General features: G+C 39.0%; 22 protein-coding genes. 5 read left to right on the top strand and 17 right to left on the bottom strand.

Translation table 11 applies throughout. From position 1 onward, the window contains the following. Positions 1 to 18 precede the first annotated feature (18 nt). From feaR to AOLE_RS08630, 10 genes are all read right to left on the bottom strand, one after another. The gene (gene feaR, locus AOLE_RS08675; RefSeq protein WP_013197694.1) at positions 19 to 933 is read right to left on the bottom strand and encodes a transcriptional regulator FeaR; all 915 of its coding nucleotides are present in this window, start codon (positions 931 to 933) and stop codon (positions 19 to 21) included. Positions 934 to 1,131: 198 nt separating this feature from the next. Then, entirely contained in the window at positions 1,132 to 2,088 is a 957-nt protein-coding gene (locus tag AOLE_RS08670; RefSeq protein WP_081399139.1) for a p-hydroxyphenylacetate 3-hydroxylase reductase component, read from the bottom strand. Positions 2,089 to 2,133: 45 nt separating this feature from the next. Continuing rightward, positions 2,134 to 3,087, bottom strand: a complete 954-nt coding sequence (locus AOLE_RS08665) for a PDR/VanB family oxidoreductase (protein WP_013197692.1) — start codon at positions 3,085 to 3,087, stop codon at positions 2,134 to 2,136. 34 nt (positions 3,088 to 3,121) lie between these two features. After that, positions 3,122 to 3,859, bottom strand: a complete 738-nt coding sequence (locus AOLE_RS08660; RefSeq protein WP_013197691.1) for an SDR family NAD(P)-dependent oxidoreductase — start codon at positions 3,857 to 3,859, stop codon at positions 3,122 to 3,124. 10 nt (positions 3,860 to 3,869) lie between these two features. Then, on the bottom strand, positions 3,870 to 4,355 hold the full coding sequence (locus AOLE_RS08655) for an aromatic-ring-hydroxylating dioxygenase subunit beta (RefSeq protein ID WP_004792056.1): 486 nt from the start codon (positions 4,353 to 4,355) through the stop codon (positions 3,870 to 3,872). Positions 4,356 to 4,365: 10 nt separating this feature from the next. Further along, positions 4,366 to 5,643, bottom strand: a complete 1,278-nt coding sequence (locus tag AOLE_RS08650; protein ID WP_013197690.1) for an aromatic ring-hydroxylating oxygenase subunit alpha — start codon at positions 5,641 to 5,643, stop codon at positions 4,366 to 4,368. Between the two features lie 29 nt (positions 5,644 to 5,672). After that, positions 5,673 to 6,206 (bottom strand): nuclear transport factor 2 family protein, encoded by a 534-nt coding sequence (locus tag AOLE_RS08645; RefSeq protein ID WP_081399138.1) that lies wholly within the window; start codon positions 6,204 to 6,206, stop codon positions 5,673 to 5,675. A 4-nt stretch (positions 6,207 to 6,210) separates the two neighbouring features. Further along, positions 6,211 to 6,570, bottom strand: a complete 360-nt coding sequence (locus tag AOLE_RS08640) for a hypothetical protein (RefSeq protein ID WP_013197688.1) — start codon at positions 6,568 to 6,570, stop codon at positions 6,211 to 6,213. A 25-nt stretch (positions 6,571 to 6,595) separates the two neighbouring features. After that, a complete protein-coding gene (locus AOLE_RS08635; protein ID WP_081399305.1) occupies positions 6,596 to 7,744 on the bottom strand; it encodes an acyl-CoA dehydrogenase family protein in 1,149 nt (382 codons plus the stop codon). A 36-nt stretch (positions 7,745 to 7,780) separates the two neighbouring features. After that, a complete protein-coding gene (locus AOLE_RS08630; protein ID WP_013197686.1) occupies positions 7,781 to 8,890 on the bottom strand; it encodes an amidase in 1,110 nt (369 codons plus the stop codon). A 149-nt stretch (positions 8,891 to 9,039) separates the two neighbouring features. Between AOLE_RS08630 and AOLE_RS08625 the strand changes: the two genes are divergently transcribed. The 3 genes from AOLE_RS08625 to AOLE_RS08615 all read left to right on the top strand — a co-directional run bounded on the left by AOLE_RS08625 (position 9,040) and on the right by AOLE_RS08615 (position 12,638). Beyond that, on the top strand, positions 9,040 to 9,507 hold the full coding sequence (locus tag AOLE_RS08625) for a MarR family winged helix-turn-helix transcriptional regulator (RefSeq protein WP_009392094.1): 468 nt from the start codon (positions 9,040 to 9,042) through the stop codon (positions 9,505 to 9,507). A gap of 415 nt (positions 9,508 to 9,922) precedes the next feature. Next, entirely contained in the window at positions 9,923 to 11,272 is a 1,350-nt protein-coding gene (locus AOLE_RS08620; protein WP_013197685.1) for a spinster family MFS transporter, read from the top strand. Positions 11,273 to 11,381: 109 nt separating this feature from the next. After that, positions 11,382 to 12,638 carry an OprD family outer membrane porin gene (locus AOLE_RS08615; protein ID WP_013197684.1) on the top strand — a complete coding sequence of 419 codons (1,257 nt, stop codon included), beginning with the start codon at positions 11,382 to 11,384 and terminating at the stop codon, positions 12,636 to 12,638. A 34-nt stretch (positions 12,639 to 12,672) separates the two neighbouring features. Here AOLE_RS08615 and AOLE_RS08610 read toward each other — a convergent pair whose 3' ends face one another. The 4 genes from AOLE_RS08610 to AOLE_RS08595 are packed head-to-tail and all read right to left on the bottom strand — an operon-like array spanning position 12,673 to position 16,510. Next, positions 12,673 to 13,416 carry an SDR family oxidoreductase gene (locus tag AOLE_RS08610; RefSeq protein ID WP_013197683.1) on the bottom strand — a complete coding sequence of 248 codons (744 nt, stop codon included), beginning with the start codon at positions 13,414 to 13,416 and terminating at the stop codon, positions 12,673 to 12,675. Positions 13,417 to 13,431: 15 nt separating this feature from the next. After that, positions 13,432 to 14,130, bottom strand: a complete 699-nt coding sequence (locus AOLE_RS08605) for a histidine phosphatase family protein (RefSeq protein ID WP_013197682.1) — start codon at positions 14,128 to 14,130, stop codon at positions 13,432 to 13,434. Next, the gene (locus AOLE_RS08600) at positions 14,127 to 15,248 is read right to left on the bottom strand and encodes a phosphotransferase family protein (protein WP_013197681.1); all 1,122 of its coding nucleotides are present in this window, start codon (positions 15,246 to 15,248) and stop codon (positions 14,127 to 14,129) included. Before AOLE_RS08600 ends, AOLE_RS08605 begins: the two co-directional genes overlap by 4 nt. A 17-nt stretch (positions 15,249 to 15,265) precedes the next feature. Further along, positions 15,266 to 16,510 carry an acyl-CoA dehydrogenase family protein gene (locus AOLE_RS08595; protein ID WP_013197680.1) on the bottom strand — a complete coding sequence of 415 codons (1,245 nt, stop codon included), beginning with the start codon at positions 16,508 to 16,510 and terminating at the stop codon, positions 15,266 to 15,268. 88 nt (positions 16,511 to 16,598) lie between these two features. Between AOLE_RS08595 and AOLE_RS08590 the strand changes: the two genes are divergently transcribed. Together AOLE_RS08590 and pcaU are read left to right on the top strand one after the other, a co-directional pair. Continuing rightward, positions 16,599 to 17,519, top strand: a complete 921-nt coding sequence (locus tag AOLE_RS08590) for a LysR family transcriptional regulator (protein ID WP_013197679.1) — start codon at positions 16,599 to 16,601, stop codon at positions 17,517 to 17,519. Positions 17,520 to 17,561: 42 nt separating this feature from the next. Further along, a complete protein-coding gene (pcaU, locus tag AOLE_RS08585) occupies positions 17,562 to 18,374 on the top strand; it encodes an IclR family transcriptional regulator PcaU (RefSeq protein WP_000030964.1) in 813 nt (270 codons plus the stop codon). 93 nt (positions 18,375 to 18,467) lie between these two features. Here the strand turns inward: pcaU and AOLE_RS08580 are convergent, their stop codons facing one another. The 3 genes from AOLE_RS08580 to AOLE_RS08570 are packed head-to-tail and all read right to left on the bottom strand — an operon-like array spanning position 18,468 to position 20,170. Next, entirely contained in the window at positions 18,468 to 19,334 is an 867-nt protein-coding gene (locus AOLE_RS08580; protein ID WP_013197678.1) for an MBL fold metallo-hydrolase, read from the bottom strand. A gap of 4 nt (positions 19,335 to 19,338) precedes the next feature. Then, positions 19,339 to 19,752 (bottom strand): DUF6691 family protein, encoded by a 414-nt coding sequence (locus tag AOLE_RS08575; RefSeq protein WP_013197677.1) that lies wholly within the window; start codon positions 19,750 to 19,752, stop codon positions 19,339 to 19,341. A gap of 4 nt (positions 19,753 to 19,756) precedes the next feature. Then, positions 19,757 to 20,170, bottom strand: coding sequence for a YeeE/YedE family protein (locus tag AOLE_RS08570; protein ID WP_013197676.1), 414 nt, complete (start codon positions 20,168 to 20,170; stop codon positions 19,757 to 19,759). Between the last annotated feature and the right edge of the window lie 93 nt (positions 20,171 to 20,263).

The following is a 20,263-nucleotide window of genomic DNA, read 5'->3' as shown; positions in this document are numbered from 1 at the left end:
CATTGAGAGATGAAAGTTTTAAACCGAGATACCCTCTCTAAATTCTTTAGGAGAAATACCATAAGTCTTTTTAAAGATTTTTGAGAAATGAGCGCCGTCCCAAAAACCCCATTTCAAGGCAACTTGGGTAATTGAGCTTTGTTTATTTCTTTTATCAAGCAAATCTGCTTTGACTTTTTCTAGGCGTTTGAGCTGTATATATTTGTTAATAGATAAATTTTCTTGAAGAAATAAACGGTAGAGATGACGCAGCGATACCCCAATATGCTCTGCAATTAATTTAGGTGTTAAATCTGGTTTTGCTAAGTTTTCTATAATATAACGCTCAGCTTTTTCCATAAGATTATTTGAGCTATTAATATTTTTATAATTAATTGTGGGTTTGATTAAAGCAATTAACGCATCTTCAAAAGCATTACCATCTTCGGTTGCGTACCAAAGTTTAATGTTTTCAGCAGACATATTTTTCAAAATATTCTTGAGCAAAAAACCACTCATATTTTGAGTAATCAGTTTTCCAAAATATTCGGTACTAATATTTTCTTTAAGTAATTTTTCACGCGACAGATGGACTGAAATCTGACTTACCAAACCTTGCGGATACATCGAAATTGTTTCGACCGGGTCCACCAACACAATATCGCCTTCATTTAGGCTTAAGGTTTCATTTTTATATTCGAGCAGCATTTTTCCCGAATACTGTAAAATCAAAAAGCAAAAACGATTATTCACTCGATCGATTTCATCGGCTTTTCGGACAATTTTATTGGCATTGTTTTTGATAAAAGCAATTTCGGTATCACCCAATAAAAAGCACTGAACTTCACCAATGAATAAATTACGGGTTCCGTCAAAATCGGTTTCAAAATTGCCGCACACACTTTTAATATGGTGCGTCCATGTGAGTAATGCGTCGCTTACATATTGGTTCATCCCTTACCTCTCTATACATGTGCAACCGCTCAAAATTTTGCGTTTGTGGTGGTGCACTGTCTTGGCTTATTTGCAATCTTGTTTTATTGATAAACAAATTGTGTGCCAAAAATTCCTTATCCTTGGAATTGTTTTGATGATAGTCAGCTAGATATGAAGAAGCCGATAAATCAATTCAATTTATCAGCTTAATGGGACTTATGCTACTCCTGCAAAATCTCGCAGCATGGTAATAAAAATATCTTTTTGTTCCTCAGAATACTTTTTAAACACCTCATTTTGGTGGCTGTCGGCGATATCAAACAAATACTGTGCCGTTTGTTTACCCTTTTCCGTTAGTGCGTATAAATTATCGTGATCGACCAGCAACCCTTCAAATTTTAGAATTTCAGCCGATCTTTCAACTTCCTGCATTGGCATAGCAATATCGCGCGGTAAATCTTCCTTACTTGAAGCAGTACCACTAGCCAAAACAAGTAAGAGACGTGATTCACTGGTACGGAACCCAGAAGCCATTTGCTTAGGAATATAGTCGGTTTGATAGGCTTTAAAAGCACGACTCATTAAATAGCAGACATTGTTATATAAGTGTCCATAATGTGTTTGGTCTACGCCGTTCTGTTCAGTTTGCTTAACTTGAAGGCTCGGATGCGGCATGACACAAGAATATGCGCCTTGATGGTAGACCAACGGGCTTCGGCCTTGGTCATGGAAACGAACCACTTTACCAACAATAATCCAGTGGTCACCACCTTCTATCACTTGATAGCGTTCGCACTCAAATACCGCAGAACAATTTTCTAAGATTGGTGCACGTCCTGCACCAAGTTGAAAATTGGTGTCTGCAAATTTATCAATATTGCGTCTCGAAAACTTATTAGACAGTTCAATTTGCGTGCCCGATAAAATATTGACTGCAAAATGTGTGGCTTGTTCAAATACTGAAAAACTTGACGATTTTTTATCAATACTCCACAAAATAAGCGGTGGGTCGAGTGACACCGAGTTAAAACTATTTGCAGTTACACCGACTTTCTCACCTTGTGCATTTTGTGCAGTAACAATGGTAACACCTGTTGCAAAATTTCCTAATGCTCGTCGGAACTGTAATGGATCGACCGTAAACTCATCTATTTGTTGTAATACATTCATCATCTTTCTCCTAAACCTTCTCTTACATCCATATAAATCGCGAGAGCATTAGATATCTAAAACTAGTCTCGGTGTTTTAGAGCGCGAACAGCACACCAATATTTGTTCATTGCTGGCTTTTTCTTCATCAGTAAAATAAACATCTCGATGATCAGGTTCGCCTTCAATTACATCGCACATACAGGTTCCGCATACGCCTTGCTCGCAAGACATTTCAATGTCGATCCCTTCTTTAGCTAAAGCCTGTAAAATGGTTTCGCCAGCTTCAACCATAATGATTTTTCCGCTACGCTCAGCCACCACCTCAAATGAATCACCAGAAGTATCAGTTTCAACTTGGAAATATTCTTTGTGGATTTGCTGTTCAGGAAAATCGTGAGTTGTAGCAAGGTTAATCACCCAGTCCATGAAACCGACTGGACCACAGGTATAAATATGGCTCTCAAGGTCAATATCTTTAATGGCAGATTCAAAAAATGCTCTGTGGCTTGCACCTTCGGATTTAAAATGAAATGTTGTATATTTTGCTAACTCACCATTTTTAATTTCATCAACAAAAGCACAGTGTTCAGGGCTAGCACCACAGTAGTGAAGCTCAAATGATTCACCTTCGTGTGCAAGTTGATAAGCCATCGTGATTAACGGCGTAATTCCAATTCCACCGCCAATCAATACACTGTGTTTGGCTTTTAAAAGTGGAAATAAATTTTTTGGTTCACTGACCTGAATTTGCATACCATCTTTAATTTCATCAAAAGCCGAGACTGAGCCACCACGTGATTCAGGGTCACGTAAAATTCCAAGGCGGAACTTTCCTTCGTCATTTGGATTTTGACAAAGTGAATATTGGCGCACCATGCCATTCGGTAAGTGCACATCAATATGCGCACCCGCTTCAACTTTTGGCAATGTTGTAGAGGTTGCAGATTCAAATTCCATGACTGCAATATTTCCACCTTCCACATGGCGATTTTTAACGACAACATCATAAAGTGTAGTCATGATTTAACTCCCTTTTCATGCTTGAGCGATTGGCTTAACGCATGAATAAACCACCGTTAATATCCCATGTTGCACCAGTCACAAACCCCGCATTTGGACTCGCGAGCAACCCACAAGTTTCAGCAATAAAATGCATACTTCCTAAGGATTTAACCGGAATATTCTGGATGAACTGTTCCATTTTCTCGTCAGACACCACACTATGAACGATTGGAGATTCCATCGGACCCGGTGCAACCGCATTAACCGTCACCCCTTTTGCCGCAAATTCTTTGGCAAAAATTTTGGTTAACGTCATAATTGCACCTTTGGTTGCCGCATAGTGTGCACCCGTTGCAGTACCGCCATTTTGTCCTGCTAACGAGGCCATATTAATGATGCGTCCATAGCCTTTTTTAGCCATATATTGACCAATAATTTGACAAGCTTGAAAGGTGCCGCGTTGGTTAACTTGGGTCACCCAATCAAAATCGGCTGCAGTAATTTCTAATACGGGCGTTGCTTTGGTAACGGTGGCATTGTTAATTAACACATCAAGTTTAGAAAATTTCTCTTCAATCCATTGCACCGCAGCATGAAAATCTGCTTCAACCGAAATATCTAATTTCAAGGGAAACATATTTTGTGCATATTGACTTTGTACCTTGGCATTTTCGGCTTTTTCAAGCGTACTTGCTGACAAAACCACTTGATGGCCTTGGCTCGCAAAATATTCAGCAATCACATTACCGAGTCCAGAAGCAGCACCTGTCACTAAAACAACTTGTTTCATGTTACCGCTCCTAAAGAATGTAGCTAATACCAGCTAAGGTATCGGTTGAGTTAACTAAGTTAATGATTTTACGGTTAATCTTAAAGCCTGTAGCCGCATCACGAGTCAAATGGTAAGTAATATCAGCTGTGTAATGCTTGAGGTTTTCTTTACGGAACTCGCGCAAGTTTTGAGCACAACGCAAAACGATCTCATTATCTTGATCTTGAATAACACGTACACGAGAAACACTACGTACAGTATTGGCTTTAGGTGCTGTAGAAATTGCTTCACCATTTTCCAGACGCTCTACACGTAAAGTACGCATATGATTATCGTCATAGGCATAATTTAAGTTGTTTTCGTAGTCAGTGAGGTTTGGGTCAATCGGAATGATATAAACACCTTTTTCATTCCATAAATTGAGCCATTCACGGTATTCACTGTGGTCCAACATATCTGCTTCAGCCCAGATGAAAGCAGTGACTTCATTTAATAATTGCAGATTCATATTCATTGCTCTCTCCTTAAGCCGTCATCATCTTTTTCCACTGCTGATATGCTGCTCGCATACCTGTTTCAGCACTGACATCACTTTTTAAGCCATCTTCAGTTTTGACTTCGCCCGGTAAACCACGGTTAAGCATGATCCATAAATCATTACCAGCATTGGCGCCGTGTTGTACGCGTTCCCAAGCTTCAGAGTCATCTGGCGTACCAAAACCAAATGGGCCTTGAAAATGCTCATGCAAACGTAAGCGATATTGGTTGGCAATTTGTGGACCACCGTCCATGGTAATTACCGAGTGATGAATTTCTGTTTCAGCAACTGAAATTGGCTGTAACACACGGAAGAACGCCATCGAACATGCAATATTCGGGAATAAATTTAAGTTAAAGCCAGAACCACCGACTGCACGAACAATACGGCGTACTTCTAATTCTTCATGTCCTTCGTCACGCAAAGCTTGAGCCAAGTCTTCAAAACGCTCTTGAATTGGACGTTCCATGAGCTCTTCGTCTAAATCAACCAGTTCAGGAATCATCACCATGACACTGTGACCATTACCTAAATCTTCAACAAAGCCCGGTTGGTTCTCGAAGTTAAAGAGTTCTTCGGTTTTTTCATCGACAGAACTCAAGAATGACTTGTGTACCAACGGGAAGTGATATGCATCGGTGGTATTTTCAAGCTGGATTTTCCAGTTACCCGGGAAACGGAAACGGTGTTCACCCAACACTTTAATTGGATAACCCGCGCCCTGTTTCATAAACAGGTCAATCCATTTTTTCGCAGGCCCAAGGAACTCTTCAAGCGGTTGAATGTCTTCTTTAAATGAAGCGAAGATCATGCCGTTATATTCTTCTACCCGTAGACTCACCAGTGGTAATTCTGATTTATCTAAACAATCACCGTAGCTTTCCGGAGATGGCACACCACGTAAACTACCGTCAAGTGCATAACTCCAACCGTGGTACGGACATACAAAACTATTTGTTTTTCCCTTTTTATGTTCGCATACGGTTGCTGCACGGTGACGGCAACGGTTTAAAAGTACATGGACTTTCTTTTTACGGTCACGCACCACAACAACAGGCTGTTTACCGATGTTAATGGTTTTATAGCTTCCGCCTTCCGGAATTTCGCTGGCATGTGCAACCCACACCCAAGTGCTATAAAAGATTTTTTCCATTTCTTCATCAAAAATGCGTTCATCTTTATAAAGAGAAGTATGAGCACGGTCACTTTGAACCAAAGTATCGTAATCAGTGCCAATGTTATGCGTCGGGATAATACTGTTCATATCAATAGTCCTTTTAAATATGTCCTGGGTCATTCCTCGGAAGGTACCGGCAGTTCGGCTTCACTGTGCCAATGCGATACGGGACGACTGAAAATATTCTGTGTTTGGAAATGTTTAATTTTCCATGTTCCATCTGCTTGCTTTTGAAACTTCACATTGAGCTTTGCTGCATTTAAATGACTACGGCCATCTTGAAACGTTGAAGTCTGCAACATCAGCCATGAAGCTTTTGCATCATTTTGATTTACATAAATTTGTTCTGAATTTACAAAGTGTGCATTCATAACAAAGTGAGATTCTTTTTGGGTATAGCTTTTAAACATGTCGTAAATCGACTGCCAAGAATCATAACGGCCAAAGGATTTGGCATATTTCTCACCAACACCTTCCCAAATACAGTCTTGATCAAAAAGATTCATCAGCTCGTTAAGGTCTGTATTTGCATTGAGCTCGTCGCAGATTTCCATATAACGGTTCAGGCAGTTACGAATGGCGTTGTGCGCTTCTAACTGTTCTAGTCGCTCTATGATTTCTGCAAAATTCACTTTGTCATTCATTACCATCGCCTTAACGTTGGATAATCAATTCACGCCCAACACGAGCTTCAACTTTGCAATATTTCCAAAGTTTGTATGGCCCTTCGCCCACTACCGTCGTTCTAAATAAGTTACAAGCGGCATGTACGGTTTCAATATCCGGAACATCAGCAAGCAAATAAGTTGTCCAAGGCCAACCTGCACTTGGGCCAACCATGCTTTGGTCATCATCAAGATTTCCAAAAACATGTACACCCGGTAAGTCATGAATGCCATTCCACATTTCACCAAATGCTGCCCAAACTGCTTTTGCTTCAGCAGGTTCCGCATCAAAAAAGTTTTGGTTAATACCCATGCAGAACAAAACGCGTAATGATTTTTTAACTTCCATCTCAATATCCTTTTAAAAATTAAACTTATAAATAACCTGGGGTTGGCTTTAACCCGAAACTGATTGAGCCTGCATTTTGTAAAGTCGCATCACCCATAAAGGCATGCTGGGTCACCACGTTGGTGTCATTCACAAAACGGCTAAATGGATTGTTGGTATAGATTGCTGTCATACCCGCGAGCATTTGCATTTTTCGGGTCACTTTGGCGCAAACTCGCGCTGCATGGGTACATGCCAGACGCATATCGCTAATTTGTTCAGTAGTTGCTTCACGCCCAGTAATAATTTCATTCCAAACAATATCCATGGTTTGATAAAACCATGACTTTGCCGCTTGAAACTCTGCATCAGCTTGAGCGAACTCATATTGAGTCACTGGACGGTTGGCAATTTCTGACCCACCTGTAATCGATGCTTTACCCGGAGCTAATTTTTCAAATTCTTCTAATGCGGCAGCTGCAACACCAATACCCACCACGGTTAATACTTGAGTCGCTAAAGACAATGACGGATATTTAAAAAATGGCTCGTTTAGTTTTGAAGGTTCACCACGGACAAAAGTCCATTTCTTTTCAACCAATACATCTTCGACCACTAAATCATGGCTTCCTGTACCTTTTAGGCCAACGGTGTCCCATGTCATTTCAATTTTGGCTTTTTTGGCAGGCATCACTGCCATGCGTGGTAAGCCCTGCATTTCATTATTTTTAAGCGGTGAAATTCCCACGCCAACAATGTCAGCTCCCATACAGCCACTTGAGAATTTCCAACGTCCACGAACTACGACACCTTCATCGGTAATTTCGGCAGGTTGTGGTGGGAAAATACCTCCAGCAAACACCACATCAGGCCCGTTTTGGTACAATTCTTTCAGTGTATCTTCAGGCAAACTTCCTAAATACGCAGGGCTCATACCGAAACTTGCCACCCAACCGACTGAACCATCAGCTTTAGATAAAGTTTCAATCAATTCGCAAAACTGACGTGGTGACCATTCTTCCCCGCCAAAACGTTTCGGAACCAATGCACGGTAAACACCGATTTGCTTAAGCTTTTCGATAATGTCTTGGCTCACATAGGCCTGATTATCAAACTCACCTGCACAGGCACGCTCACGAATTTCTTGACACAAAGCATCTAAGTCAACTGCTTTGTCTTGAGAAGCAAACTCCATTTTAGACAACTTATTCATCATCTAACTCCTTGTAATTTATTGCATTGCATCAACACAAAATTTAGCTATAGCGCATAATTGCTCATCTTTTTGATGCTTCGATACGATCTGTAAGCCCACAGGTAAACCTTCACTGGTTTCAAGTGGCACTGAAATAACGGGATGTCCTGATAAATTAAATGGTCGAACTAAACCGGTAAGATTCAAAAAAGCAACCGTGTTTTCAGCTTCAGAAACTTTTGGTGGAATTTGCGGAAGTGTCGGTAAAACCAATGCATCATATTTTTCTAATAAAGCATCGAGTTCTTGGGTGAGCTGCGCTTTCACAACTTCCGCTTGTTTTACTTGCTCTAAAGTGGTGTGTGCCGCTTTTAATAAACGACCATTTACATCAGAACCAATTAAGCCAGTTTGGGTTAATTCACCAAAAGCTTGCCAATTTTCATAATTAATAATCTGCATGCCTGCATCATAAGCAGCTTCAAAATGTTCAACTTTTTCTGAAGTGGACTGTAAATTGGCTTTTTGAAGTGCTTGATGGATACAGTTCCAAACAACCTCATCTGCTTTGACATCTAAAACCGCAATTTTTGGTGTACGAGTAAATTCAGTTGGTTTGAAAGTTGGATCAATAATTTGCATGGCCTTTTCAATCATCTCGACTGAATTTGCAAAAGGACCAACGCAATCTAAAGAACTCGACGGCGGATATACGCCTTTTCTGCTGACACGACCAAAAGTTGGTTTTAAACCAAAAACTCCGCAGCACGCAGCGGGCATACGGATAGAGCCGCCCGTGTCTGTACCTAAAGTAAAGTCAGCTTGTTTAGCAGCAACTGCCGCAGCCGAACCACTCGAAGATCCGCCTGGAATAAGTTCAGAATATTTAGGGTTGATGGGTGTACCAAAAGCATGGTTAATGCCTGTAATACCAAAAGCCAATTCGTGCAAATTTGTTTTGGCAATAATTTCACAGTCAGCTTTTAAAATGTTTTTAACCACCTCAGCATCATCTTGAGCAGGTTCAACATTTAATAAAGCTCGACTACCAGCAATAGTTTTTAGACCTTGAATATCAATTGTGTCCTTGACCATCACCTTGAGCTTGCCACTTCCTTTGTGCACGCTTTGGCTAACAATATTCATTCACTTTTCCATGTATTTTTATTCATTAATTAAAATATCGGAAAATTTAATGGAATTGTCAAGTATTTTTTATAATTTGTTCCCAAGGAAATATCCAAAATTTTGTTTATAATAGGATTACCCTTTTTTCACTAAGTTATTGCTTAGCTATGCTTGATCATTTAGAACAATTTCTTCCTAATAAAGAACCGTCGAGTATTCAAAACTTCCCTTTTTTTTGGGTTTCCCAAGTGAATGGAAAATATTCACAACTCATTGAAAAATCAATAAAAAAACTAGGTATTGATAATACACGCCGTAAAATCATTTTAAGTACTAATGCTTTGGGTGAAGCCAGTATTACCGATATCGCTAATCTTTCTACCTTAAAGTTAACTACGGCAACAAAAGCTGTATATCGCTTAGTAGAAGATGGAATTGTCGAGGTCTACTCTTCTACCACCGATGAACGCATCTCGATGGTGAAATTAACGGCCAAAGGTGTTGAGTTGGTTGAACAGATTAATCAAATTAGTGTGGTTACCTTGGCAGGCATCCTGAATGCTTTTTCAGAAGATGAGCTTCACAATTTAAATCACCAGTTAAAAAAATTATTTGACCTCATGCCATCAAGTTGATTATTTGACTTGATATCAGGTTAGATACGCTCAAGAGCAGCATTAAACAGTTCTTCTTTGCTCGCTGCTCTTTATTAAAATAAGTTTTAATATTAAAAAATAAATAAAAATCAGCTTCTTAAATCAATAAATTATTACTATCTGTTTACTTAACATACTTTTTAGGTATTCTAACATACTCAATAAGTAATGGAATTTTACATATAAAAAGAAAATAATAATTCCATGATCTTTAAAAACCCATTAACTCCTAATTGGGTTTAAAAACACTCTTCCGGTCTGTACGAGACCAAATTACTCATTTCTAGCCTATTTATTATTCTTATCTAAAAGGGGGAAATATCGAAAACTTCAGAGGAATAATAAAAGTTAGATATCAATTTCTTTAAGCGTTTTATACATAAGGATTAAGTGTATGAACCAAAGTAATATCGCTGTTGAAAGGACACAAAAGAAAAGCAATGCTTATGCATGGTATGTCGTCACACTTTGTATGTTGGCATATATATTTTCATTTATTGACCGCCAAATTCTGGCACTGATGATTGAACCCATCAAAGCAGATCTCCAACTTTCAGATACACAATTTAGCCTGTTACATGGCCTTGCCTTCTCATTGTTTTATGCCGTTATGGGTTTACCTTTAGCCTATATTGCCGATCGTTTTTCACGACCAAAACTGATTTCAATCGGGATTATTGTTTGGAGCCTAGCAACGGCAACTTGTGGTTTAAGTAAAAACTTTATTCAACTGTTCTTGAGCCGCATGGCAGTCGGTGTGGGAGAAGCTGCGTTATCTCCAGCTGCTTATTCAATGTTTAGCGACATGTTTAGTAAGGACAAACTAGGCCGCGCGGTCGGGATTTATTCAATTGGCGCTTTTTTAGGTGGTGGTATCGCCTTTTTAGTTGGTGGTTATGTCATTAACTTGCTTAAAGGCGTGACACTCATTGAAGTTCCACTATTAGGTGCACTTAAAGCATGGCAAATTGCCTTTTTTGTAGTCGGTTTACCTGGCATCATTATTGGTCTGCTATTTATTCTGACCGTTAAAGACCCCGCACGTAAAGGACAACAGCTCAACCAAAATGGACAAGTTGACCAAGTCAAATTCTCACAATGTCTTCAGTTTATTAAAAAACATGCAAAAACATTTGCTTGTCATTATTTAGGTTTTACCTTTTATGCGATGGCACTCTACAGTCTGACTAGCTGGACGCCTGCATTTTATATTCGAAAGTTTCAACTCGCACCGACCGAAACAGGTTATATGCTCGGCACAATTCTGTTAATTGCAAACACATTAGGCGTATTTTGTGCAGGTTGGCTAAACGACTGGTTTATTAAGAAAGGTCGCCAAGATGCACCTCTGTTCACGGGGGTGATTGGTATTGTTGGCCTAATTATTCCAATTGCATTTTTTACCCAAACAGATCAGCTTTGGCTTTCAGTTAGCTTACTGATTCCTGCAATGTTCTTTGCATCTTTCCCTTTAGTGATTTCAGCAACTGCTTTGCAGATGTTAGCACCTAACCAATTTAGAGCACGTCTTTCTGCCCTATTTCTTTTGGTGAGTAACTTAATTGGACTCGGTATTGGTACAACATTGGTGGCCATTATCACAGATAAAGTTTTTGGTAGCCCGTTAATGGTAGGTTCTTCTTTATCTATTGTAGGTGGTCTGTCGTGTGTACTGGCTCTAATTCTGCTTTTTAAAGGCTGCAAATTCTTTAGTGAAAGCATGAAACTTGAAAAATTAAATTAATAGGTCTCACCAATTGCAAAAATGTACTCTCTAACTAAACGCTTAGAGAGTACCGAAATATTCAAAATTACGTAGTGCCGAGGACTGGCATACATCTGGGAAATGGATTATGGAATTATTTCACCGTTTTAAACCACACACTTTAGCCGTTGCCACTTTATTACTGATGTGCAGCAACTCATGGGCCGCAAATCCAAATCAGCAAACTGAAGATGAATGGAAATTCACTTTAAAAAATGCCTACATTAACCGTGATTTTGATAATGATGCCTTAAAAGATACTGGCAGTTGGTCTCAGGCAGCGTCTTTATTTTATAAATCGAAAATGCATGACACTCCGTTAGTCATAGCAGACAAGCCAATCACAATTGGGGCCGATGCATCGGTTCAATACGCCGTGCGCTTGAGTTCAGACAAACATATCGCTGACACAGTTTTGCCTTTTAATAAAGAAACGCAATCTCAGGCTTCAGACTATTTAAAATACGGCGCGACTTTAAAGCTGGGCTATGACAAAACACTTTTAAGTGTCGGTGAACTCTGGCTCGATTTACCTGTAACGGCAGTCGATGCTAGTCGTCAGTTACTTACTTCGTATTGGGGAACCAACTTAAAGTCACAACTTTCAGATCAGCTCTATGCCGAAATTGGCCGAGTTGAAAAAGTGTCTCCACGTAATGAAGAAGACTTTAAAAAGTTTTCTTTCACGTCAAATGGGGTTACTAAAGAATCTGATGGATTGAACTATATTGATCTGCGATATCAATTTACGCCGTCTTTAAAGGGCGAATATTATTTTGGCAATTTGGAAGATCTGTATAACAAGCATTATGTTGGGCTTGAACATACGTGGAAACAGCCAACTTTTGCCCTCACCTCTAAGTTTAAATACTTCAATGCAAAAGATGATGGCAATACTTTAGATATTGATGCGCAGAACATTGGATTACTTGAAACCGTTAAAGTAAAAAACCACACATTTGGCTTGGGTTACCAACAGATTATTGGTGAATCAGCTTACCCATTACCAGATGGTTTCTTACCAGAAACTTATTTTATTAACTGGAATGCTACGGGCTTCTTTAAAGAAGATGAAAAGTCTTACCATGTCATGTATGGCTACGACTTTAAAGATTATGTGCCAGGCCTAAATGCGATGGTGAAATATGTTTACGGAAATGATTTCAAGGCAGCCAATGGTGAAAAAAACCATGAAACTGAGTCTAATGTGATTTTAAACTATGCATTTCAGCAGCCTTTCTTAAAAGGCGTTGCCCTGCAATATATTCGGATTGATTACAACGTAAAACACGGCAATGACTTTGGTGAAGACCGTTTATTCGTCAATTACACCAAAAAGTTTTAATTAAAAATCCCCCTAAATCTTAGGGGGTAATTTTTTATCCTAATTTATTGACCAACTTTAATGGTAAAACCTTCATGGCAATACTCATTGGTAACCATGGCCACTGCGGCACATAAGCTTTTACAGGTTGTTTTTCAATAGCTTTGACCAAAGCTTTACATCCTGTTTTGGCATCTACCTCAAAAGGTAGATGTTTAGCACCCTCATTTATTTCAGTACGAATGTAGCCTGGGAAAATTGTTGAAACTTTAATTGGCGTATCCAATAATTCAGCACGAATACCTTCAGCCAAGTGAGCGACCGCAGCTTTACTTGCCGCATAAGTCGATAAGTGTTTTGGTAATCCACGCATCGCACTCATGGATGACATCACCACCAAATGACCGGCATTTTGCTCTCTAAAAATTTCAACTGCTGCTTCACACTGTGCTAAAGCAGAAATAAAGTTTGTTTCAGCTGTGGCTCTGTTAATTTCAAAATTACCTTTACCAATACGGCGACCATTTCCGACTCCCGCATTTACAATAATTCGGTCTAAATAGCCAAATTCTTGTTTAAATGCGCGAAATACTTCAAAAACCTGATCGTAATTGGTGACGTCCAGACTTTTTGCAATGACTTTAATACCGTACTGATTTTCAAGTTCAGTTTTTAAAGTTTCCAATCTGTCTAAACGGCGTGCACAAATCGCTAAGTTATAGCCTTTGGCAGCAAATTCATGCGCCATACCTGCGCCCAATCCAGAACTCGCACCTGTAATTAAAATTGTCTTCGCCATGCTTTTATCCTTATTTTAAATCCATGTCAGTAAATCTGGACGCTCAGCTTTTATAAAATGATGTTCATTTAAACTTAAAACCTGAGCTTCATTTCCAACCAAACGCAAAGTCGTGAGGCTTGTATTCGCAATTGCCCAATTCAAAGCAAAAGTTCGATTGGGGCTCAGTTCAAGCAATTTTCCAATTGCTACAGAAATCACACCACCAGAGGTAAAAACGACTGCATAACGAGGCTTGGTTTTTGCTAACTCATCACAAAGTTGCTGCAATGCTGTTTCGACTCTTTCTTTAAAATGTGGCCAAGACTCATCATATTCATGATGAAAATCGCCATCGGTCCATCGTCCAATTGCGCCTTCAAATATTTTGGCAAGATATGCACGTGGGTTCTGTTCTTGCGCCACGTCAGCTTTTAACAGTTCAGGCTGTTCAAAACGCGGCTCATAACGGGCAAAAACCTGTTGATGGTTAAACTCATTCCATAAATTATTATGATGAATCACCGCATCTGGAAAGCATTCATTGAGTGCGAGCTTTGCAGTCTGCTCATGACGCTGCATGGTTCCTGCAACCACATAAGGTTGTTCTTTCAATATTTGCTTAAAATATTGGCCTAATAAAGTCGCTTGAGCTTCACCATTTTCAGACAACTCATCATAATTACTTTTACCAAATGATGCCTGACCATGTCTTACCAGATAAATTGTGGTCATTTTCTTAAAATACCCTGTATTTTCTGTAGAGATTGTTGAGCAAATTCTGATTCTTGCAATTTTTGCTGTGCAATAAGTTTTAAAGCTCGGATATGTAGCGCATGAATGACAATCCAGAAATCTTTAAAAGCAGGGTTTCGGGTTTGTTTATGGTAATAACGGTAATAGATTTGCTGAGCAATCACTGCTAAACGGAATACACCAAACACTTCATAAAAAGCCCAGTTTTGAGGTTCCAATCCAGTTTTTTGCAAATAATAGTCAACGACTTCTTTTCGAGAGAACATTCCCTTTAAGTGAGTCGGCTGACGGCGTGTTGATCTAAAAATCATGTTATCCGTTGGCTCAACCCAATAGGCCAAAGCACTGCCCAAATCCATTAATGGATCACCCAAGGTCGCCATTTCCCAATCGAGCACGCCAATCACTTCTGTTGGATGTTCTGGATCTAAAATCACGTTATCAAAACGCCAATCATTGTGAATAATACAAGTCGTAGAGTCTTGAGGAATATTATCGTTTAGCCATTTTCGAACATATTTAAATGAAGGAACGTTGATTGTGCGGACTTTTTCATAGCGCTTATCCCAACCTTCAACTTGTCTACGGCAATATCCCGCACCTTTGCCTAGTTCAGCTAAAGCCGTGTTCTCATAAGGAACTTGATGTAGCTCAATCAACTTATCAATAACATTTATACAAAGCTCATGAACATCTTCTTCATTAAAGCCAAGCTCAGGTGGCAATTTTGCACGAGGAATAATGCCTTCAATGCGTTCCATGACATAAAAATCACAGCCAATGACCGACTCATCCTGACAAAGTGCAACCATTTTAGGAAGCACTGGATAATAAGGCGCAAGATTTTTCTGCACCATATATTCACGGGCCATATCGTGGGCCGACTTCGCTTTAGTTCCTTTTGGAGGACGGCGCAAAATTAAATCGGTATTTTCATACTTTAAACGGTAAGTCCAATTCGACGCCCCGCCCGTATATTGAGTAACGACTGCTGGGCCAACCAAATCAACGCCTTGGCTTTTTAGCCAGTTTTCAACTGCCCCAATATCAAGCTCTTCACCTTCACGTACTTCACCGCCTACATCAATTACCGACATATTCACTTCCTTTAAACTTATACTTTCTTATGACGACCGAAATAACCACGTTTGGCCAACTCTAATTTGGCAATCATGCCTTTATGTACTTCATCTGGACCATCAGCTAAACGTAAACTGCGTGCTTGAGCAAAGAAACCTGTTAATGGTGTATCTCTTGAAACGCCTGCACCGCCATGTAGCTGAATTGCCATGTCGACTACTTTTTCTAAAACGCTCGGAGCGACCACTTTAATTGCAGATATTTCTGTTAAAGCAGCCATATTTCCTAAAGTATCCATTTTATAAGCAGCATACAAGGTTAAAAGTCTAGCTTGATCTATGGCTACTCGTGCATCGGCTACGCGTTCGAGGTTTCCACCGAGTTTTAAAATTTCTTTGCCAAACGCCGTTCTAGACATGCCTCTATCAATCATGAGTTCTAGCGCTTTTTCAGCAGCCCCGATACAACGCATGCAATGATGAATACGCCCTGGCCCTAAACGCCCTTGTGCAATTTCAAAACCTTGGCCCGCTCCACCAATAAAGTTTTCAATAGGTACTCGAACATTATTAAAGTGAACCTCACCGTGTCCATGTGGCGCATCGTAGTCACCAAACACAGGTAACATCCGTTGAATTTCGACACCCACCGTGTCAATCGGTACTAAAACCATAGAGTGTTGATGATGGCGGTCTTTGGTTTCATCTGGTGTATGCGCCATAAAAATAATGACTTTGGCATTTGGGTCACCTAAACCAGACGACCACCACTTTTTGCCATTTAAAACAATTTCATTACTATCGATGAGTGCAGTCGCTTGCATATTGGTTGCATCGCTAGAAGCAACATCGGGTTCAGTCATACAAAAAACCGAACGAATTTTTCCGTCCAATAAAGGTTCTAACCATTGTTGTTTTTGCTGTTCACTACCATAGCGCCATAACAATTCCATATTTCCTGTGTCTGGTGCATTACAGTTAAAAACGGTAGGTGCCAATAAGCTGCGGCCTGTTAATTCAGCTATGTGCGCATATTCTTGAACAGTTAACCCTGCCCCCAGCTTTTCATCTGGTAAAAACATATTCCAAAGGCCAGCTTGCTTTGCTTTAGATTTCAAAGTTTCTAAAAGCTCAGGCCATTGCCATTTTTTCCAGTTTCCATCTGGATTTAACTCGTGAACTTCTTCCCAAAATTTTGCTTCGACAGGTTCTATTTCTTCTAAAATAAATTTTCTTGTTCGCTCGTTAAAATCCTGAGCTTTCTTGGAGAGTTCAAACATTCTTTTTCCTTTACATCATTATCTGGTCTTTACATCAACATAACTTGAAACTTAATATGAATGAAATGATTTTATTAAATAACACCTCATGAATAATATTCATAACCTGCATGGCCTAGACTTAAGTTTTTTCCATCGAATTGATATCAATTTATATCCGCTATTTATCGCAATTTATGAACAAAAAAGTATTTCAAATGCAGCAAGCAGTCTCAATATTACACAGTCAGCAGCAAGTCATGCTTTGCAGCGTTTACGCCAGCAACTTGAAGATGATGTATTTATACGTGTAGGCAATAAAATGTCTGCAACTCCTTTTGCAGAACAGATTTATCCAACTGTTAAGCAAGCACTTTTAACGATTCAAAATATTAGCCAACAGAAACATGTCTTTGATCCAACCAGTTTAAAAAGCTTAAAAATCGCCGTTCATGATGAGATTGAACCGATTATTCTTCCAAGGCTTGCTCAACATTTTCAAAATCTTAATTTAGATTTGCAGTTTGTCAGTATGAAGCTAGATCGAAAACATATTATGGCGGACTTGGCGACACAGCAGCTCGATTTCGTGATTGACCTAGAACAATATTTATCTCCAAAAATTACCTTTGATCATTTGGTAACAGATGAGTTCGTCATTTGCAGCCAACTTAAAGAAGTCGATTTATCTCGTTATATTAATGGACGACACATTGGTGTTTCATCACGCCGTACGGGCGCGTTACTTGAAGATATTTATTTAAACCAACACCAAAAAATTTCAAGAAATGTATTTATGCGCTGTCAAAACTACTCAACGGCGTTACAAGTTCTGGCGGCTCAGGCCAACGCAATATTGACCATGCCTCGTATGATTTTGCAGCATTTATCTTATAGTCCTGAAATTTGCTTACATTCTCTGCCTTTTGAGATAACCAATATTAAAATGGGTATGTTTTGGCACGAAGATTTAAGGGATAATTTAAGACATCAATTTTTGCGACATGAAATTATTAAACTTTTTCAGTAAAGCAAATTGATCTATTAAGCTTCTATCGTACAAGGACCAGTAATGAGTAAAGATGAACGGATAATCCAGAATCAGGACAACAAAAAAACGATTCGTCATGAAGATTACATTGCTGGCATCGGTAAAGGCATGGCGATTTTAGATAGCTTTAGCAGTAATCAACATCGTTTAAACATTTCTATGGCGGCTGAAAAAACCGGGCTCACCCGAGCGGCAGCAAGACGTCATTTATTAACTTTAGAATATTTAGGTTATCTTGAGTCAGATGGTCACTATTACTATTTAACCCCGAAAGTTCTTAAATTTTCAGGAGCTTATTTAGGTGCAGCTCAGCTTCCGAAAGTGTCTCAGCCTTTATTAAATCTGTTAACTAACCAAACTTCACTTATTTATTCAGTGATGGTACTTGATGGTTATGAAGCCATTACCATTGCCCGTAGTGCTGCCCACCAACAAACTGACCGCGTAAATCCATACGGCTTACATTTGGGTAACCGCTTACCTGCACATGCGACATCGGCAGGTAAAATTTTACTGGCACATTTAAGCCAAGAAGAACAATTAGACTGGCTTCAAAAATATCCTCTTCAGCGTTTGACCAAGTATACGCATGTCGAAAATGATAAATTTTTAGAGTTACTACAAGAGATTCGAGAACAAGATTGGTGTTACTCACGTGAAGAACACGAATTAGGCGTTCATGCGCTCGCCGTACCAATTTATGGACAAGACTTTAAAGTTGTTGCAGCTTTAAATATTGTCTCTCCAACCATGAAAACAACTGAAGAATATTTAGTTCAACACATTTTGCCTTTATTGCAAGAGACTTCGCGGGACTTAAGACAAGTTCTTTAAATCTTACTTAGGCTATTTTATAGAGTAAATTTTATTATTCGCTTAGGCTATTTAGAGTATGAGAAAGATCCCCAGTAAATGCTTAGGCTATTTCTAGAAGTAGTTGAAAGGAATTTTCAAATAACGAATGCCGTTTGATTCTGGCTCCGGAAAGTTTCCACCGTTCATATTAATTTGAATTGAAGGCAGAATTAATTTTGGCATTGTCAAAGTAGCATCTCGTTCTTGGCGCATTTTTATGAATGATTCTTTGGAAACTCGTCGATTTAAATGAATATTGCTTTGCTTTTGGGTTCTAATATCTGTTTGACAGACATATTCATCACGACCTTCGGGCTTATAGTCATGGCATAAAAACATACGCATGTTGTCAGGAAGTGTATAAAGTTTTTGTACCGAATCATAAAGTGCAGCAGCACTTCCCTTAGGAAAGTCGCATCTGGCCGAACCATAATCAGGCATAAATAAAGTATCACCCACAAAAACAGCATCACCAATCACATAACTTAAGCAAGCGGGTGTATGCCCTGGTGTAGGAATGTTATAGGCTTCTATATCCCCTATTTTAAAATGTTCATGATCTTCAAATAAATAATCAAAAGGTTGATTTTCATTAAATTTCTTAAAATCAAAATTATAGATAGCAGAAAATGTTTCTTGTACGATTGAAATCTTCTGACTAATTGCAATGTCACCGCCCAATTTAGATTTTAAATATTGGGCAGCAGTCATATGGTCGGCGTGGACGTGGGTTTCTAAAATCCATTGCACTTTAAAGTTTTGAGCCAAGACATAATCGACAATCAGATTAGCATTAGTTGTTTTTGTAGTCGCCGAAGCTGCATCGTAGTCAAGCACACTATCAATAATCGCGCATTGACGGGTCGCTAAATCCGCAACAACATAGCTAAAAGTATTGGTGTTTTCATCAAAAAAATCTTTTACTAGAGGTTGTTGCATAGGTTTAATTTCCTTTATTTAAGACTCGGTAAATAAACATTCCTAATAACATTGCCACAATAAAATAAAGCGCTTCAAAATGTCCTAATCCAATAAGAGTTAAAGCGGGCGCTGGACATATCCCTGCTATTCCCCAGCCTATACCGAAAATAAAAGCACCAACAATTAATCTTTGGTCAATCTGTGTATTCATTGGTAATTGAATTTTCTCATTAAAAAGCGTTTTAGGACTTTTTATAGCCTTTTGAAATGGAATAAATGCCACAGCAATTGCGCCTAACATCACAAACATTAAGCTGATATCCCACTGCCCAAAGATATCTAAAAAACCTAATACCTTTTCTGGATTAGACATGCCCGAAATCATTAAGCCTAATGAAAACAAACCACCAAATATAAAAGCAAAAATGTTTTTCATAGGATTACCCCAGCACATGACGAATGATATAGACGGTTAACATGCCAGCAAACATAAAAACTGCTGTCGCTATCATCGAGCGTTTTGATAGCCTGCTCATACCACAAATGCCATGGCCGCTTGTACATCCAGAGCCTAGCCGTGTTCCAAAACCAACAAGTGCGCCGGCTAAAATAAGTGCAAATGTATTGGCTTTAATTTCAATTTCAGGCTGATAAAAATAGCCATATATGAAAGGTGTAATCACGAGTCCTGCAATGAACCAGAATGCAGAACTTTTAAAAGTATCTTTAGTAGGATTAATGAGTTGAGCAAGCAATCCACTAATTCCGGCTATACGACCATTTATATATAAATATCCAACTGTTGCGATGCCGAGTAATAAACCACCCAAAAAGGCATAGACAATATTTGACATATAACCACTCTTAACAATATATGTTTTTATAATCTGTATTATACGCTGATTCTTTTAGAAATACTTAATATAAAACTTTTGAGTTTATAATTC

This window comes from Acinetobacter oleivorans DR1 (genome assembly GCF_000196795.1).
Taxonomy (GTDB): domain Bacteria; phylum Pseudomonadota; class Gammaproteobacteria; order Pseudomonadales; family Moraxellaceae; genus Acinetobacter; species Acinetobacter oleivorans.
This window is presented reverse-complemented; position numbering and strand designations above follow the sequence as displayed.